A 16,693-nucleotide genomic window follows, 5' to 3' on the forward strand; every position below is an offset into this window, starting at 1 on the left:
TGGAGAATCGAAGAATGTTTCGAGACGGCCAAAAACGAATTCGGTCTTGATCATAACGAAACCCGTTCCTGGCATGGCTGGCATCGGCATGTCTCTCTGGTCATGCTCGCCTATGCCGTCATGGCAAGTGTCCGGTATCAGGCAAACTCACGGAAACCGAAAAAAACACAGCGCAGGACACGATCGTCCTCGTCCGCTGGTCCATACAGGAAATCAGGCGCCTCGTCGTAAAGCTTGCACAACGCAGGTTACCCGTCGCCCATATCCTCAGATGGTCCGTCTTTCGACGAAAACATCAGGCAAACGCTATGCGCTCTCACTCACATTACAAAATGCAACTGTAGTGCTAGGTTTTGATCCAGTCTGCTGCTGCGGCGATGTGTATGACCGCGAAGGTGACATTGCTATTTTTTCGTATCTGGTTGCGACAGAGCATCACTCTCTGAGGCTAGCCCAGAGGTTCTCAACGAGATGCAGGCATCGATAGGCCCATTTTGGGCAGGCGACCGCCCCATCGCGTCGTTTCGCAGGAATGGTGGGCCGGGCTCCCATGCCCCATATGCGTTCACGAAAGGCGTTCGGTGCGTACCTCTTGTTCGCCACACCCTGAGGGAAATGGTGGGAAGGCTGCCGAGCATCGCGCGTGCCAGAGACAGTTCATCAGCCTGTCTATGTGCCAAAGCAAAACCGAAGGCTTTTTCATGTCCGTCAGTGATCACACAGACTTTTGTGCCATAGCGGCCGCAAGAACAGCCGAGTGCTTCACGATGGTCTCGCACTTCGAAAGAGGCGCCTTTTTTGGGTTTCTGCGGCCTTGTGGTGAGCTCTGATGTTGGTGCTATCCAGAAAAATCATTCTGGGCGCCACTCCGTGTTGTTCCTGAACCAGTTCGGGCAGGCACTCCCACACACCAAGTTTCGTCCAGCGTATGAAACGCTGTGCCTCGCGGCACCAAGGGTTCAGTTGATACTCCGCGACTTCGCGCCATTCTCATGACGCCAGAAGACCGCTGCTATCGTGCGCAGCAGATCATGGGGCGACAGCCGCAATCAGAGGTTCCCATATCATCCAGGTCTCGTCCGTAAAAATGCCTGTCCTGTCTCCTTCTTCCATTCTGACAATATGGGAAAAAATTCAAGATCTAACAGCTTCTAAACACCTAATTTGTTTTCTGATGTAGGCTTTAGAATTTCAGAATTGTCATTGAAGAATGAATACAATATAAAGACATTTGCGCGCGATTGTAGCTGATTTAATCGTGTTAAACCTGCTATGTGCTTTAGATATCACTAATGGGATTGTTGTGTTGTGGTAAAAGAAGATAAATATGATATGCCGATCATATATAAAGATAATACTATCTTAAAGGAAGCATACTCTTTAACAAAAGATCTTCAGAATCCGAAAGTAACTTTATTCTGGTCTGATTTTTTCTTGTCGGCAATAATTGGATATTTTTTTCTTTTTGTGTCTATGAAAAATTCGAACTATTATATCGAAAGTGGTAGTGTGTGCATCACAATTTTTTCTTTATATCGTGCTATTAGTTTTATCCATGAAATAGCACATATTAAGGTTGGATACTTAAAAGGCTTTAAGCTAGCGTATAATATTTTTATCGGTATCCCTTTATTGCTCCCATCTTTTTTATACGAGCGAGTGCATTCGTTACACCATATGAAGACGCGTTATGGAACTGATAAAGACCCAGAGTATTTACCCTTTGCGAGATTAAAGCCATGGGTTTTATTATCTTCAATATTTCTTTCTTTGTTTGCACCTCTAGGGTTGGTTTTTCGCTTTGGTATTTTAACCCCTTTATCTTACCTTATACCTTCTTTGCGTCAGGTAGTGATCGTACGTTTTTCAGCATTAACAATTAACCCACAGTTTCGTCGTCAACTTTTGCCTAAAGATATGCCAAAGGAGTGGAAGCTTATTGAAGGTGCAGCTAGTCTGTGGTCTATCATTATTATTTTTAGTATTATTGCAGGAAAAATATCAGTTCATGAAATAATAATTATCTATATTGCGGCATCTGGCATAGCATTTGTCAATCATATTAGAACTATTTCCGCTCATTTATGGGAGAGTGATGGTTCGCAGTTAACAGTTATTGACCAATACCTTGACTCAGTAAATTTCCCACGACCTGCTATTTTTCCAGCGTTATGGGCTCCAGTCGGTTTAAGATACCATGCATTACATCACCTTTTACCTAGTATTCCATATCATAATTTAGCAGAAGCTCATCGACGTATCACACTCGCTATGCAACCTGATTCTGTTTACCATAAGGTGAACTATACAAATTGGTTGCGCCTAGTGAGAGGTATTTTGTCTTTTCATGATAGGCAAGATAGCATTTGATATAAGAAAATAGTTAGAATTCCTTATGAGTTTTAGACTATTTTCTACATGTCGTCCCCAATCATTCTTACCGACAATGGTATTCTATTGTCGAGTAATCTCGAAACCGGGGTATGGCACGGTCAGGTTCCATGCGTTAGGACAATATCAACGAGGTAAACGGAGTTGAGGACCGACAGATAAAGGCAAGCATTTGGTAGTAGGCACGAGGAGGGTTCGAAAAACCCTCTAGTTTTGGGCCTTTCTCTGTGTTTCCATCTCTTGCGTGATGACTGGAGGAATGGCTCATGACGCATGCTTGGTTTCTTTTGATGTTGAAGAGCGGCTTGCTTGGTTGAGTGGGCTCGGTGACCAGCTTGAAGCGTTATCCCGGACTGTGGATTTTGAGGTGTTCCGTCTGGAGTTGCACAAGACACTGTCTTATTCAGACGGAGGCAAAGCGTCAGGATGACGGGACGATCCCGTCTAAGGGGCTGGCCATCCCATTCTTTGTTATAAATCGCATGTTTCTATCGACCGAAAGTTTCGGCTGATCCGCAAATGGAAGACGACGGATGACACCGCCAGTGATGGTGCCATACTGCGTCAGGGGCTTCTTGATTGCTGCAATACGGCGTTGATGTCCGGGCTGACACAGCCTATCGCTCAAAGGTCAATGAAGGCTTGACCTTGCCACCTGAAATTCCCTCGATTTGAAGTAAGGTCTGTCCATTGGAGACAGATGATGAAGTAAAGAGTGTTTCACGCAGGACCAGATTATCGGGATACTGAAAGAGCATCAGGCGAGAGCGACGGCGGCAGATCTGTGCCGTAGGCATGGGATCAGCGATGCGACATTCTACACATGGCGATCGAAATACGGCGGGATGGAGGTATCGGAAGCGCGGCGGCTCAAGGCTCTGTAAGACGAGAACGCGAAGCTGAAGCGGCTCCTGGCGGAGAGCGTGATGGACGTATCGACGTTGAAGGAACTGCTGGAAAAAAAACTCGTGACGCCCGGTTTGCAGCTGGAAGCCGTGACCTGGGCGATTATGAAACGGGATTACTCGCAGCGGCGGGCCAGCGGGCCTGCCGGCTGATCGGCATGGATCCGAACATCTGGCGCTCTGCATCGCGACGGCGCTACGACGCCGATGCGCGTGTCCGACTTCGCGTATTGGCCGCGGAAAGGTGTCGGTTCAGCTATCTGAGGTTGCAGATACTGCTCGATCGGGAGGGGATGACCATGAACTACAAGAAGCTCTTCCGGCTCTATCGCGAGGAAGGGGGGCTATCGGTCCGCAAGCGTGGCGGCCCCAAATGAGCGATGGGCACGCTTGCGCCGATGATGCTGCCCGACGGACCAACCGGTGCTGGAGCCTGGATTTCGTCTCGGCTCCCCTGAATAGCGGACGACGGTTCCGCGTGCTGACGGTGGTGGACGACTACACGCGCGCGAATGCCAGGCGCTGGTGGCGGATACGTCGTTGTCAGGCGAGCGGCTCGGCCGGGCACTCGACCGGATCGGGGAATATTGCGGCTGGCCACTGATGATCGTCAGCGACAATGGACACCGAGATGACATCGAGCGCGATCCGAGACTCAGGAACCGTGCCGCGCCGTGGATACTGGCGTGTTCAGAGATTACTCTTACGCACAGCAGTTGCCATAGGTCGAATAGAGGACGTTTCACTTGGATTTAACCCAGTTAGTGTCGGGGATCCGCATGCCTATTGCGCTCGCATAAGTCGAAAAACAAACAGAGACGAGAAAATTGAGAACACTGCAGCAGTAAGCAACGCTCCGGAAAATCCGAAGGAAAAGGCTTCATGTGCGCGTTCAATCGCAAGTTCCTGTGCGGGGCCTGTCAGATCGGCGACTGCGCGCGGTAGATCCCCTGCGATGACGGCGTCGGCGAAGGATGACGTTGAGGCGCACGATGTGTCGCAATTCGGATCTACCAATCTGCTACGGACCACTGTCGCCAGCACGCCGCTGAGCAAAGCAAATCCCAGCAGGATACCAGAGAAGCGAGAGGTGGTGCTGATCCCTGAGGCCATCCCGGCGCGCTCGCGCGGGACGACGCTCATGATGACTTTCTGTGTCTCACCGTTCAGAAGTCCGCCACCGCTGCCGAGAATAAGCATTCCGACCATTACGGTCGGCCAAACTCCGAGATGTGCGCCCCATGCGGTTGTGGCATTGCCGATCCCGACGAGGACAAGACCGATGGCCAGGATAGCTCGTGAGGAAAGACGGCTTCCTAGCACCCGTCCGACTTGAGGAAAGAGCAGCATTGTCAACGCGAAAGGCAGCATAGCAAAGCCCGCCTCGAGGGCTGAGTAGCCTAAACCATTCTGAAGAAACAGCGGGAGCATTGACGCCATGACCTGCGCGGCAGCGGCATAGGCGAACATCGCCCACACTGCGCCAACGAAGCGGGGATTTGAAAAGAGCTGTAGATCGAGCATGGGGCGTTGCTGGGACCGCTCGGCGACGATGAAAATCCCAAGCGCCAGTGTCCCGCCGATGAAACCGACTAGCGCACTGGCTGAAGCCCACCCGTTTGCCTGACCGTTGATCAAGCCCCAGGTCAGGCCGAACATGGCTGCGGTGAAAGAGAAGATGCCGACCGGGTCAAGTCGGCGGGCGGCAACGTCGCTCGACTCGTCAACGAGTAGAAGAGCTGCGACGGCCAACAGAGAGCAGATCGGTGCGTTGATATGAAAGGCCCAGCGCCATTCGAGTGCATATGCAATTACGCCGCCGATGATCGGCGCCAGGACCATCGTGAGGCCCATTATCGCGCCCCAGATCGCCCAGGCGCGATTACGCTCGGTCTCGACGTGGAAGGTGTGCCCGATGATCGCTAGGGCTGGTGCTAGGAGGAACGCTGCGCTGACGCCCTGTAAAGCCCTTGCAAGGTACAGCGCCATAGCCGACGTCGCCAAGCCGCACATGAGAGAGGAAATCGCGAACGAAAGAATGCCGATCAGGAATATGCGGCGTCGGCCGAACCGATCTGCGATCGCGCCGGCGGGCAGAAGCAGTGACGCGAAGCAGAGAACGTAGGTGCTGATGACCCATTCGATGTCAGCGAAACTTGCCTGGAAGTCGCGAGCGATCGTTGGAATGATGATCGCCACGACATTCGTGTCGAGGACGGTCATCGCACAGCCGATCGATGCAGTGAGTAGAACAAAGAACGGGTTTGTGGGGCGGCGTGTGATTACGATATCGCTCATTTGTTGATCGCGGCGACGCCGGCCTTTGCGATCTGCTCGTCATGATCGGGCGTGTCGGCAGATACGCCGATGATGCCAATGACCTGGGCGTTGATGACGACCGGAAACCCTCCGCGTATCAGAACGAAACCTCGGGCAGTTATTGCTGCTGGGCGCTGCCCGTTGATTGAGGTCTCGAATGCTCCGCTGTTACGGCGAAACAAGGCTGCGGTCTTCGCTTTGCCGGGCGCCAACTCTACTCTGGCGGGCACCGCAGCGTTGTGCATTCGCGTCAGCAGGGTCGGCGATCCAGCGTCACCTACGACTGAGATCACGCATGACCAACCTTCTGATGAGGCTTTTGCTTCTGCAGCTGCTGCCACCGCTGTGGCTGCTAGACTTGGAATAGAGTGTTTTCGTAACATGGGCGGCTCCTTGACGTTCGATGATCAATGTTCTAGGCGCCGCTTTAATTTCTCGCATTGTCGGTCATTTTCCTTATTATTAGGAAACACCTAATTTAGGGCGACACTGCGATGGAACTGCGACATCTCAAATATTTTGTGGTCGTGGCAGAGGAACTGCATTTCACACGGGCGGCGGAACGATTGAACATTGCTCCCCCGACTTTGACCGTGCAGATTCAAGAGATTGAAAGATCATTGTCGACCCAACTCCTCGTCAGGACGAAGCGCTCGGTAGCACTGACGCCGGCAGGAGAGATCTTTCTTGATGAGGCCCGCCATGTTCTGGCGCAGTTCGAAAAGGCACAGAGCATTGGCCGGCGGGCCGGTCGAGGCGAAATCGGCCGTGTCGAAATCGGATATGTCGGTTCTGCCGCCTACGCCGGGGTGCTTCAGGAGCAAATGAGCGAGTTCTTACACGCGTGGCCCAGCGTCGATCTCAACGCGCGAGAAATTGCAATGGAGACGCTCCTAGATCTTATCGTAGATGGGCAAGTCGATGTAGGGTTCGTTCGATTGCCTATGACAATGCCCGAATCGGTTCAGCGGCATGTTCTCCTCCGCGATCGATTTTGTCTCGCAATTCCCAAGGGTCGTGCATGGAGGAATGAGCAGGATGCGATCCAACCACGTCGCCTCAAAAACGAGTCGTTTATTGCTCCAGAACAGGACGCGGGTACGTTTGAGGTTGCCAGTCGTGGCGGCTTCCAGCCACGGATCGTTTCGGCTCCAGGGAGCTTATTGGCTGTCCTGACGCAGGTATCGCTGGGTGCGGGGATCTCAGTGATCCCCTCAGTTGCCTGCGGGGTGCTGCATCTGCCGTGTGTGGAATTTCGGCAAATCACTGGGGAACCGATAACATCTGAAGTCGCGGCGGTTTACCGTAGTGATGAGAGCTCCCCGACCGTCAACAATTTTATAGCGCAGCTTGCCGCGTCTCCGATCCGGGAAATTATCTAGGCTCAGGACTTGTCTTATGAAATCCGGGTCACTGTATGTGCAATAAAGGCAGCAGTCAGGAGGTGACCACCTCCTGACTGCTGGAGAGAGAGGGGCAGGTCAGGAGAAGCCATTATTGACCGCGAATGAGTATGACCGCCTCTTCTTTTCCTCGGACCTGAACGGATACCTGAGAGAAAATCCCGGATGACAAGCATAGGACAATGGGAAGTGGCATAAACATGCGTAAAGCTGGAAAGTAATGCCGTTGCTGTTGGTATCGACGTTTCCAAGGATCATCTTGATGCCGCTCAATATCCATCTGGTGACCTGATCCAGACTTCCAACAATACGAAAGGCCTCAGAACGCTTCTACGCTGGATTGGCAGGCAACGTGCTGTACATGTTATCTTCGAGGCGACGGGTTCGTCGAGAGTTTCAACGGCCGGTTCCGTGACGAATGCCTCAATGAGCACCTGTTCCGTAACATCGCCCACAGGCGGACTGTCATCGAGGACTGGCGCGCCGACTACAACGCCGTCAGGCCCCACACCAGCCTCAATGGCATGACGCCAGAGGCTTTCGCTCAACATGCGATCAAGGCATACAGCAACACACAGACCCTAACTCAAAACTGAGGGTACGTTCGGGGCAAGGTCAGACTTCATGGTAAAAGCTGTGTTTTGTCTCGAAGATCCATCGTAAAAAGCCACATCTCAAGCCCGTGCCCCGGTATATCTCGCGTTGAGCACGTCTTTACAGATCAAAAATCACAAAAGGGACTATTCATCCGGGCAGTGGGCATCACCTGGATCACAATGAGGATATGGTTGGCCCATATCGTTTATAATATGCGCCGCTTTCTCTTTCCGGGGCGGATGAGTGCTGCTGCGTAGCAATCCACAGGATGGTAGCGATCAATCAGTAAGCTAAAAGTCCAAAATCAAGAGAAGGAGCATCAATCAGCGGTTCTTTGATCCCTCCTCGTTCGGTATGGCGTACCAAGCTATCACGTAGTGGATCACCCCGTAACGCAGTCTGTCGAACAGTGCGCGCAAATTATGCCGCTGCTGTTCTGCTCCTCTTCCATCGGGACAAGATACGGTACAATCAACGAGGGTTCTTCGCCTGATACGTCAGAGGGATACCGCTTGCAAACGCGTCAGTCAGCATTACTTGAACTAGTCACTGATCTTAAGAGCCTGTTTGGAAAGTCATGGATGAGCGTTTCTTCGGGTGAGATTGGCGCCCATGGCGACGAAGATCATGGCCTGTGAGGCATCGATGCGGCGCTCGTAATCGCGCACGAGGCGTCGCCATCGGGTCATCCATCCGAAGGTTCGCTCCACGACCCAGCGCCGGGGGAGAACCTCAAAGCCTTTCGTTCCGTCCCTGCGACGAATCACCTCGACGACGAAGTCCAGGTAAGCAGCCTTGTCCATCAACTGGAGCCGGTCATAGGCACTGTCCGCGAATAGATTCTTGACCCACGGCCAGCGCTTGCGGATCGCGTCCAGGATCATCTGCGCTCCGGCGCTGTTGGAGATGTCCGCCGGCGTTAGGTTGACCATCAGCAGGCGTCCGTCCGTATCCACGGCGATATGCCGCTTGCGCTCGATAATCTTTTTTCCAGCATCGTAACCTCTTGTTTTCGCGTGCGGCGCCTTGATGCTTTGACTGTCGATCACTCCGGCCGAAGGGCTGGCTTCACGACCCGATCGCTCCCGGTCAAGCATCAGTTCCACATCGTGAATGGTCTGGAACAGGAAGCGCCGGGCCAATTCCCTGAACCAACCATAGACCGTACGCCAATGCCCGAAATGGATCGGCAGCATCCGCCAGCCGCAGCCGGATCGAACCAGATAACGCACCGCGTTGATCACCTCGCGAAACTCGATCTCGCGCGGACGCCCCGCGCGTCCCAGTTCGGGCATCAACGGCGCGATGCGCGCCCATTCCTCCTCCGTCATATCAGACGGATAACGCTTCGTCTTGCGGGTAATCCTGGCCATGCGGCCTCTCTGCTCTGGCGTTCACATCCAGAGCTTGAATCACACTTCAGCCACTTTCCAAACAGGCTCTAAGCACATAACGCCCTTTAGACACACTAGATTGAAGTTAAAATATACTAAAGCGAAGAGTAAGATGATTGGAGTATTCTATCAAAGTATATCATCATCTCATTCATTCATTCATTCATTCATTCATTGTATGCAAGAATCATCAATAAAAACTCATTAAATTGAAAATAGACTCATGGTCATTTCAATCCGTGGATTTCGATCACTCTAGGCTTGTTCATACAATACTTTCGAAACCGAATGTTTTTTTATGGTTCATTAAATCAGCGATGCCTTTAAGAGAATTTATCAAATTTTCACGATTAGTTGCACTTCCTAGCGCAATTCGAATTCTCTGAGGGGGTTCGCCTTCGACGGTAAAAACACTACTAGGTACCAAACCTAACCCTTGCTTCCTGGCGTAAGATACAAAATCTATGCTGCTCCACCATTCTGGTAGCTTGAGCCAAACATGTGGGCCTTCTGGGTGGGTGCAGTGTGAATCACCTAAAATATCTTTTGCGATTTTTTGTCGCTCTGACAACTCTTCTCGTATTGCGGATAGAATTTGAGTGGCGGTACCTTTTTCAATCCATTTGGTCATGAGAACTGTCATTAATCCAGAATTAGTGAGGGTCGTGGCGCGTAACGCGGCCGTTATCCGTTTAGAGAACTCTACGTCTGGGGCGCACATAAATGCCAGTCGTAATGAAGGAGAAATAACCTTGGACAGAGATGCGACATAGAAAACTCGAGAGGGCTCCAATTGCGCTAGGGCAGGTAGTGGAGTTTTTAGGAGTAGGCTGTAAGGATCATCTTCGAGAATATAAGCATTATTTTTTCTGGCGATAGAAATTACTTTTTTGCGTCGTTCAATGGACATAGTTGAAGTTGTTGGGTTTTGTATTGTTGGAGTGCAGTAAATTAAGCGTGGCTGTAAACGCGAGCAAGCTTCTTCTAATTGATCGGGTAACATCCCTTCGGAATCACTATCTATGCCTTTGATGATAATATTAAATTGTGCACAAACGGTTCTTATGCCTGGATATGTAAAGCGATCAGTAACAATAATATCGCCTGCCTTTAGAAGCGTTGTGACTATTGCAGCTATTGCTGCTTGTGCTCCAGGAACAATTAAAATATTGTCTTCATTTTGATGTCCGATAACCGGGGATATCCAACGGCAGGCTTGCTTCCTTTCATCTGCAGTTCCACCCGTCATACGATAAGAGAGCAAGGCATGAAGGTCTTGTTGCCGAAGAATGCTGCTGAGTTCGGTCTGAATAAGATTTTTTATAGAAGGATTTTCTGGAATTGGCGGAAGATTCATCGTGAGATCTACCACTGCTTGGTTTGTATTTTTCCAGCGGGTTTCTGATGCTCCGATTCTAATGAATGTACCTCGTCCGACGGTTGCCTCTATAAGGCCCTGTTTGCGAGCCTCAGAAAATGAACGTGTAATTGTAGTAAGATCAGTTCCTAATTCTTTTGCTAAACTGCGCTGAGGTGGAAGCCTATCGCCTTCACCAACAATACCTTTATTGATGGCATCTATAAGAGCATTTGGAATGGAAAGGTAAATAGGTCCAGGATTGTTCTCGATAAAAAATTTCATGATTTTTATTAATTCACGCGTATTCATTTTTTTTCCTGGCAGGCCTAACTGTAACATTCAGACGGCACTATAGTAAGGGATGATCATCCTATCAAGTCCATACATAAATAAATTTATTGCATACATTTTGTGCTATTAATATGTTCTTTATTTATTTCAATATGTTGGTTTGATTAACGCCTGATGGTGACGGGGGGGCGCGTGGGAATCTGATGTTGGGGCAGTGTTGGATAAATAGGTGATATAAGATTTTTTCTTAAAATAAAAAATATAATTATATCAATTCATTATACGATTGATGGCATAAAAAATAAAAATTGTATTTATATGTTTGTGTTAAAAATACGAATATAAATAACTTTGTATGCATATGTATTTATTTTACGGCTCGACAATTAAAAATGTTCATGTCATGGTTTTGTTGCGAGACAGGATTGACTGTATTCTCGAAACGAAATGGAAACTTATTATGCCGCAAATCGAACATGCTCCACATAAAGATGGCGACTGCTTCGTTAACTATGAAAACAAGGTTTTCGAGGACGTCAAAGCCCAGCCCGGCGAAAAAGCCCTTATCACCTTTCATACCGTGGCCAATGAAGGGTCGGTCGGGTTTGTAAACCTGCTTCAGGCCACACGCCTGATCCGCAAGGGGTTCGAGACGTCGGTACTGCTGTACGGCCCGGGTGTCACTCTTGGCGTGCAGCGCGGTTTTCCCCGCCTGGGTGATGAAGCTTTTCCGGGTCACATGAACTGCAACAAGCAGATCGCAAAAATCCTTGAAGAAGGCGGCAAAGTCTACGCCTGCCGTTTCGCGCTTCAGGCCCTTTACGGATACGGCGAGCACAACCTGATCCCCGGCATTACGCCGATCAATCCGCAGGACGTGCTGGACCTGATCCTGCTGGCCCGGCGTGACAACGCTTTCATCCTCAACACTTGGACTCTCTGAAGGCCAAAGGGAGGACCGCACGCCATGTCCCGTATTGTTCGCGCCGCAGCCGTCCAGATCAGCCCCGTCCTTGGTGACGATGGCCTGGGCACTGCCCGGAAAGTCTGTCAGGCCATCCGCGATGCCGCCGAGAAAGGTGTAAAGCTGGCGGTCTTTCCTGAAACCTTCGTGCCTTATTATCCCTACTTCTCGTTCATCCAGCCAGCTTTTCGCTTTGGTGGAGAACATCTGGAACTCTATGAGCGCGCCGTGGCCATTCCCGGTCCGGTCACAGATATGGTGGCAGAAGCCGCGCGTGATACTGGCATGGTTGTGGTGCTGGGCGTGAACGAACGCGATTTTGGCACGCTCTACAACACACAGATCATCTTTGATGCAACGGGCGAAATCCTGCTCAAACGCCGCAAGATCACACCCACCTATCATGAACGTATGGTCTGGGGACAGGGCGATGGCTCCGGGCTACGGGTTGTTGAAAGTGCTGCCGGTCGTATCGGGGCACTTGCCTGCTGGGAGCATTACAACCCCCTTGCCCGTTATGCGCTCATGGCCCAGCACGAGGATATTCATTGCGCGCAGTTTCCCGGCTCACTGGTGGGGCAGATTTTTGCTGATCAGATGGAAGTCACCATTCGCCACCACGCGCTGGAGTCCGGCTGCTTTGTCGTAAACGCCACAGGATGGCTTACGGAAGACCAGATCAAGGACATTGCGCGTGATCCCGCGCTGGAAGGGCCACTGCGGGGCGGATGCTTTACCGCAATCGTCTCGCCCGAAGGCAGGCTGCTGGGCACGCCGCTGACTGAAGGCGAAGGCATGGTCATTGCCGATCTCGATTTTGGACTGATTACCAAACGCAAGCGGATGATGGATTCCGTCGGGCATTACGCCCGCCCCGAACTGCTGAGCCTGCTGCATGACCGACGGCCAGCGCGCACGGTGCATTACGCGGGTGAAACCGATCCGTCTTTCTTGCATACGGATGAGGCCACGCCATGACCGTTCCAACACTTGGCACGCTTTCGGGGCGCAAGCTTGTCACCGACCTGCAATCCTTCGGGCTCCAGATCAGCGGGGATCATGGAGGCATGACCCGCAAGGGCGGGGCTGGCCCTTCGGACCACAAGACCATCACCATCGCGGGACAGACTGTCATGGTCCCGGTCTATACGTCTGGGGCACAACGCTCTCCGTTTCAGGCCAGCCCACCCGACCGCAGTGGTGCCAGCACGCTGCTGCGCGACGGACAAACCTTGGGTACAATCCACTTTCCAGTGGCGCCGCGCTTTTATGGGCTGAGCACGGCAGACGGTATTCCTTACTGGAAAATCGCCCTGCTACATGGGCGCGACACGCTGGCCACAACAGTACACCAGACCTGCATCCGCTATGCCGACCGGCGCACCTCCTGCCAGTTCTGCGCCATTGGCCAGTCTTTGGAAGCAGAGCGTACCATTGCCTACAAAACGCCCGCACAACTGGCCGAGGTCGCCAAAGCCGCTGTGGAACTGGATGGCGTGCGGGATATGGTGCTGACAACCGGCACGCCCAACGTCATCGACCGGGGTGCTGCAGTTCTGGCGGCATCCGCCCGCGCCATCAAGGCAGCCGTAGACCTGCCGCTTCAGGTCCAGTGTGAACCACCACGCGACCATGACTGGTTCCAGCGCCTGCGCGATGCGGGAGCCGACAGTCTGGGTATGCATCTCGAAGCCGCTACACAGGCCGTGCGCGAAAAAATCATGCCGGGCAAGGCGACTGTCAGCGTCGATCGCTATATGGACGCCTTTGCCACGGCCGTGCCCATTTTCGGGCGCGGGCAGGTCAACACCTATATTCTGGCAGGTCTGGGTGACACCGCAGCAGACATTCTGGCTCTGGCCGAGCGCCTGATCGCTCTTGGGGTCTATCCTTTTGTGGTGCCGTTTGTGCCCATTTCTGGAACACCTCTGGAAAATCATGCGCCACCTTCCGCAGATTTCATGAAATCCGTTCTGGCTCCACTCGGTCGGATGCTACGCGATGCCAACATGAAATCCACCGATATCCGGGCCGGGTGTGGCCGATGCGGTGCCTGCTCCTCCCTCTCGGCCTATGAACAATGAGCACACTGCTCGAGGACGTGGAAGACCGGCCGTTCATTCCCACGGAATATGTCGTGCGCCTTGCCCGTACTCCTTGGGAACGCGCAGGTTATCATGCCCTCCGCCGCGAGGTATTCTGCACCGAACAGCAGGTCTTTGCCGAAGATGACCGGGACGGCATTGATGACGTAGCCATCCCCATTATCGCGGCCTGCTGTGTGGCAGGCATGCCGGACCGGATTGTAGGAGCCGTACGCATCCATGAAGCCGAACCTGATGTCTGGCGCGGCTCCCGTCTAGCAGTGCATGAAGACCATCGCAAGCTGGGACGGATCGGGGCGGAGCTGATCCGCATGGCTGTCAGCACAGCACACGGGCTTGGGGCCACGCGCTTTCTGGCCCAGGTGCAGGAGCAGAATGTACTGTTCTTCCGCCGCCTGCACTGGAAAAGCCTCGGGGTAATCTCCCTGCATGGTCTGCCACATCATGACATGCAGGCCGACCTTTCCCGCTATCCGGCACATGGCCTGAACCAGACCTGGCTGCTGCGCCCACAACCGCGCACCAGACAGGTGGCATAATGGCAGGCAAGCTCACCGCGCTGCTGCATACCCTGCGCCACAGCCGCGCCCTTGCATGCAAGCAGGATATTGCCGAGGCAGCGGCAATCCTTAAACCCACCGACCCCAGCGCCATCCGCCTTGGCGATGACTGTGCCGCCATACGGGATGGAGATGGTTACCTCCTGCTGGCCAGCGAGGGTTTTCAGGACAGTTTTGTACGCGCCATGCCGTGGTTTGCCGGTTACTGCGGCGTCATGGTCAACATCAGCGATATTGCGGCAATGGGTGGCCGCCCCGTTGCGGTGGTCAATGCCTTATGGAGCGATACCTCTGAATCCGCAGCATCCGTCCTGCAAGGTTTGCAGGACGGAGCACTGACCTATGGCGTTCCCGTTGCTGGCGGGCATACCAACATGCGCAGCACTCACAACTCGCTTTCGGTCGCAATTCTGGGGCGGGCACGCCATCTGCTCACCAGTTTTGACGCCCGCCCCGGCGAGGTGCTGATTGCCGCCATTGATCTGCGCGGCCGCTGGCATGACCCACACCCGTTCTGGGACAGTAGTTCAGGGCTGTGCGGCACCGATGCGATTACCCGGTTACAGGCCGACATGGACCTTCTGCCACAAATAGCCGAGGACGGGCTGAGCCGTGCAGCCAAGGACATCAGCATGGCCGGCGTGCTGGGTACAGCCCTTATGCTGGCCGAGTGTTCTGGCGTGGGCATGCACATCACGCTGGATGATATTCCACGCCCAGAACACGCCCCCATGCCCCGCTGGCTGGCGGCTTTCCCCAGCTATGGCTACTTGCTGAGTGCCCGGCCAGAGGATGCACAGGCCGTTATGGCGCGCTTTCATGGGCGGGACATTGCTGCGGCTGTTATCGGCCAGTGCAACAATACCCGCAGGCTGGATGTTACCTGGGGAGACGAGATAGACACTTTCTGGGATCTTGCACAAACGCCGCTCATGGGGTTTGTGCCATGAGTCTGTCCATTGGCATTCTGACGCACTCGACCCTTCCACGCGGTGGCGTGGTGCATGGTATGGCGCTGGCAGAGGCGTTGTGTGACGCAGGGCATAAAGCAACCCTGATCGCCCCGGATGTGACAGGTGCAGGCTTTTTCCGCCAACCCCGCTGCGCTACGCGTTATATTGCAGCCCGAGCGGAGCAGAACCTACCTGCTCTGGTGGAACGCCGTATATGCGAGATCACGGACGCGCTCAGGGATGAGGCACCATTTGACGTTCTTCATGCGCAAGACCCCATAAGTGCTAACGCGCTGGCTGAACTGGTAGCGCAAGGCCGGATACCGGGCTTTGCCCGCACGGTTCACCACCTCGACCGTTTTGCTCACCCGGGCCTTGCAATGCGGCAGGAACGCGGGTTCATGGCCGCGGCCGAGCTGTTCACTGTCAGCACCATGTGGAAGGGCATCCTGCGCGGCGAGCATGGCCGTGAAGCACCTGTTGTTGGCAACGGCGTTGATCCTGAACATTTTTCACCCGCACCGGGCCCGCAGGACAGTTCACTGCGGGCGCGTTACCACCTGCCGGTTGGCCGCCGCCTGATTCTGGCGGTCGGCGGGGTCGAGCGCCGCAAGAATACGCTGCACCTGCTGGAAGCTTTTCTGGCCCTGCGACGTGACCAGCCCGATGTGCATCTGGTTGTGGTAGGCGGGGCTTCATTGCTGGATCATTCGGCCTACCGCGCGCTGTTTGATATGCGGTTGCGCCAGAGCGATGCAGCCGAACATGTTACCCTCACCGGGGCGGTGGCAGATGAGGATATGCCGGCATTTTACCGGCAGGCAGCCGTGCTGGCCTACCCATCCGTAACCGAGGGGTTTGGTCTGTGCCCGCTGGAAGCCCTCTCCTGCGGCACGCCAGCCATTGTGCCGAAGGTGGCCCCTTTTACCGAGCACCTTCAGGCGTCAGACGTGCTCTGGTGCAACCCCGAGCACCCCGACACCCTGTTTTTAGCCTTGCGTGACGCCCTTAGCGCCAAAAACCGCGAGCACTTCCGGCTCAGCGGCCCCGCAACGGCCCGTCGTTTCGATTGGCACGGTGTTGCCAGTCGGCACCTCCCCGCATACCGGCGGCTGGCGGCCATGTCGCACGCTGGCACTCCGGCTTCTGGAGCTTTGTCATCATGCCCGAAATGATTTTTCGTGTGCGCTGGCCCGATGGGCAAGAGAGCGATTGCTACTCTCCATCGCTGGTCATCAAGGACCACTTTACACCGGGTAAAGATTACCCGGTGCGCACTTTTCTGGAACAGGCCGACATAGCCCTGACACAGGCCAGCGAGCGGGTGCGTGCACGCTACGGCTTTGCCTGTAGCCGTGCCCTTGGCCAGCTCCAGGCGATCCGCCAGACCTGCACGCCCTTCCTCAATCAACCTGATGCGCAGGTGCGTATCCTGTCTTTCAGCCTCTGAA

13 protein-coding genes and 5 pseudogenes are annotated in these 16,693 nt (G+C 53.6%); 14 read left to right on the forward strand and 4 right to left on the reverse strand.

Annotation, left to right across the window (positions count from 1 at the left end; all coding sequences use genetic code 11):
• From AB2L51_RS11925 to AB2L51_RS11940, 4 genes and pseudogenes are all read left to right on the forward strand, one after another.
• Nucleotides 1–231: pseudogene (locus AB2L51_RS11925) on the forward strand (IS701 family transposase); the annotation flags it as partial.
• A 1,077-nt stretch (nt 232–1,308) separates the two neighbouring features.
• A complete protein-coding gene (locus AB2L51_RS11930) occupies nt 1,309–2,370 on the forward strand; it encodes a fatty acid desaturase family protein (RefSeq protein WP_395582448.1) in 1,062 nt (353 codons plus the stop codon).
• Between the two features lie 428 nt (nt 2,371–2,798).
• Nucleotides 2,799–3,030: pseudogene (locus tag AB2L51_RS11935) on the forward strand (IS5/IS1182 family transposase); the annotation flags it as partial.
• Nucleotides 3,031–3,125: 95 nt separating this feature from the next.
• Nucleotides 3,126–3,945 (forward strand): annotated as a pseudogene (locus AB2L51_RS11940) (transposase); the annotation flags it as partial.
• A gap of 134 nt (nt 3,946–4,079) precedes the next feature.
• Here the strand turns inward: AB2L51_RS11940 and AB2L51_RS11945 are convergent.
• Both AB2L51_RS11945 and AB2L51_RS11950 read right to left on the reverse strand, forming a co-directional pair.
• On the reverse strand, nt 4,080–5,594 hold the full coding sequence (locus tag AB2L51_RS11945) for an MFS transporter (protein ID WP_395582447.1): 1,515 nt from the start codon (nt 5,592–5,594) through the stop codon (nt 4,080–4,082).
• The gene (locus tag AB2L51_RS11950) at nt 5,591–5,998 is read right to left on the reverse strand and encodes a GlcG/HbpS family heme-binding protein (RefSeq protein WP_395582446.1); all 408 of its coding nucleotides are present in this window, start codon (nt 5,996–5,998) and stop codon (nt 5,591–5,593) included. The genes AB2L51_RS11945 and AB2L51_RS11950 overlap by 4 nt, the downstream gene beginning before the upstream one ends.
• A gap of 111 nt (nt 5,999–6,109) precedes the next feature.
• Here AB2L51_RS11950 and AB2L51_RS11955 point away from each other — a divergent pair, with 111 nt between their 5' ends.
• From AB2L51_RS11955 to AB2L51_RS11965, 3 genes and pseudogenes are all read left to right on the forward strand, one after another.
• Nucleotides 6,110–6,997, forward strand: coding sequence for a LysR substrate-binding domain-containing protein (locus AB2L51_RS11955; RefSeq protein WP_395582445.1), 888 nt, complete (start codon nt 6,110–6,112; stop codon nt 6,995–6,997).
• A 398-nt stretch (nt 6,998–7,395) separates the two neighbouring features.
• Nucleotides 7,396–7,614, forward strand: a pseudogene (locus AB2L51_RS11960) (integrase core domain-containing protein); the annotation flags it as partial.
• Between the two features lie 44 nt (nt 7,615–7,658).
• Nucleotides 7,659–7,872: pseudogene (locus AB2L51_RS11965) on the forward strand (IS5/IS1182 family transposase); the annotation flags it as partial.
• A 318-nt stretch (nt 7,873–8,190) separates the two neighbouring features.
• Here AB2L51_RS11965 and AB2L51_RS11970 read toward each other — a convergent pair.
• Nucleotides 8,191–8,988 carry an IS5 family transposase gene (locus AB2L51_RS11970; RefSeq protein ID WP_395582444.1) on the reverse strand — a complete coding sequence of 266 codons (798 nt, stop codon included), beginning with the start codon at nt 8,986–8,988 and terminating at the stop codon, nt 8,191–8,193.
• 286 nt (nt 8,989–9,274) lie between these two features.
• Nucleotides 9,275–10,678, reverse strand: coding sequence for an aminotransferase-like domain-containing protein (locus tag AB2L51_RS11975; RefSeq protein WP_354859688.1), 1,404 nt, complete (start codon nt 10,676–10,678; stop codon nt 9,275–9,277).
• A 442-nt stretch (nt 10,679–11,120) separates the two neighbouring features.
• Here AB2L51_RS11975 and AB2L51_RS11980 point away from each other — a divergent pair, with 442 nt between their 5' ends.
• From AB2L51_RS11980 to AB2L51_RS12010, 7 genes are read left to right on the forward strand one after another with little or no spacing between them, the layout of a single operon-like run.
• Entirely contained in the window at nt 11,121–11,603 is a 483-nt protein-coding gene (locus AB2L51_RS11980) for an MSMEG_0572/Sll0783 family nitrogen starvation response protein (RefSeq protein ID WP_354859742.1), read from the forward strand.
• 24 nt (nt 11,604–11,627) lie between these two features.
• Nucleotides 11,628–12,602 (forward strand): Nit6803 family nitrilase, encoded by a 975-nt coding sequence (locus tag AB2L51_RS11985; protein ID WP_395582443.1) that lies wholly within the window; start codon nt 11,628–11,630, stop codon nt 12,600–12,602.
• Nucleotides 12,599–13,708, forward strand: coding sequence for an MSMEG_0568 family radical SAM protein (locus tag AB2L51_RS11990; RefSeq protein WP_395582442.1), 1,110 nt, complete (start codon nt 12,599–12,601; stop codon nt 13,706–13,708). The genes AB2L51_RS11985 and AB2L51_RS11990 overlap by 4 nt, the downstream gene beginning before the upstream one ends.
• Nucleotides 13,705–14,268: an MSMEG_0567/Sll0786 family nitrogen starvation N-acetyltransferase gene (locus tag AB2L51_RS11995; protein ID WP_395582441.1), complete on the forward strand. Its 564-nt coding sequence runs from the start codon at nt 13,705–13,707 to the stop codon at nt 14,266–14,268. Before AB2L51_RS11990 ends, AB2L51_RS11995 begins: the two co-directional genes overlap by 4 nt.
• Nucleotides 14,268–15,239 (forward strand): sll0787 family AIR synthase-like protein, encoded by a 972-nt coding sequence (locus tag AB2L51_RS12000; RefSeq protein WP_395582440.1) that lies wholly within the window; start codon nt 14,268–14,270, stop codon nt 15,237–15,239. Before AB2L51_RS11995 ends, AB2L51_RS12000 begins: the two co-directional genes overlap by 1 nt.
• Nucleotides 15,236–16,417: an MSMEG_0565 family glycosyltransferase gene (locus AB2L51_RS12005; RefSeq protein WP_395582439.1), complete on the forward strand. Its 1,182-nt coding sequence runs from the start codon at nt 15,236–15,238 to the stop codon at nt 16,415–16,417. The genes AB2L51_RS12000 and AB2L51_RS12005 overlap by 4 nt, the downstream gene beginning before the upstream one ends.
• On the forward strand, nt 16,405–16,692 hold the full coding sequence (locus tag AB2L51_RS12010) for an MSMEG_0570 family nitrogen starvation response protein (RefSeq protein WP_395582438.1): 288 nt from the start codon (nt 16,405–16,407) through the stop codon (nt 16,690–16,692). The genes AB2L51_RS12005 and AB2L51_RS12010 overlap by 13 nt, the downstream gene beginning before the upstream one ends.
• Nucleotide 16,693 lies beyond the last annotated feature (1 nt).

The sequence above is a fragment of the Acetobacter fabarum genome (genome assembly GCF_040702925.2).
Classification (GTDB): domain Bacteria; phylum Pseudomonadota; class Alphaproteobacteria; order Acetobacterales; family Acetobacteraceae; genus Acetobacter; species Acetobacter fabarum_B.

Coding starts and splice junctions, on each gene's coding strand:
- AB2L51_RS11945 (WP_395582447.1), bottom strand. CDS start 5,594: ATGAGCGATATCGTAATCACACGCCGCCCCACAAACCCGTTCTTTGTT.
- AB2L51_RS11950 (WP_395582446.1), bottom strand. CDS start 5,998: ATGTTACGAAAACACTCTATTCCAAGTCTAGCAGCCACAGCGGTGGCA.
- AB2L51_RS11955 (WP_395582445.1), top strand. CDS start 6,110: ATGGAACTGCGACATCTCAAATATTTTGTGGTCGTGGCAGAGGAACTG.
- AB2L51_RS11970 (WP_395582444.1), bottom strand. CDS start 8,988: ATGGCCAGGATTACCCGCAAGACGAAGCGTTATCCGTCTGATATGACG.
- AB2L51_RS11975 (WP_354859688.1), bottom strand. CDS start 10,678: ATGAATACGCGTGAATTAATAAAAATCATGAAATTTTTTATCGAGAAC.
- AB2L51_RS11980 (WP_354859742.1), top strand. CDS start 11,121: ATGCCGCAAATCGAACATGCTCCACATAAAGATGGCGACTGCTTCGTT.
- AB2L51_RS11985 (WP_395582443.1), top strand. CDS start 11,628: ATGTCCCGTATTGTTCGCGCCGCAGCCGTCCAGATCAGCCCCGTCCTT.
- AB2L51_RS11990 (WP_395582442.1), top strand. CDS start 12,599: ATGACCGTTCCAACACTTGGCACGCTTTCGGGGCGCAAGCTTGTCACC.
- AB2L51_RS11995 (WP_395582441.1), top strand. CDS start 13,705: ATGAGCACACTGCTCGAGGACGTGGAAGACCGGCCGTTCATTCCCACG.
- AB2L51_RS12000 (WP_395582440.1), top strand. CDS start 14,268: ATGGCAGGCAAGCTCACCGCGCTGCTGCATACCCTGCGCCACAGCCGC.
- AB2L51_RS12005 (WP_395582439.1), top strand. CDS start 15,236: ATGAGTCTGTCCATTGGCATTCTGACGCACTCGACCCTTCCACGCGGT.
- AB2L51_RS12010 (WP_395582438.1), top strand. CDS start 16,405: ATGCCCGAAATGATTTTTCGTGTGCGCTGGCCCGATGGGCAAGAGAGC.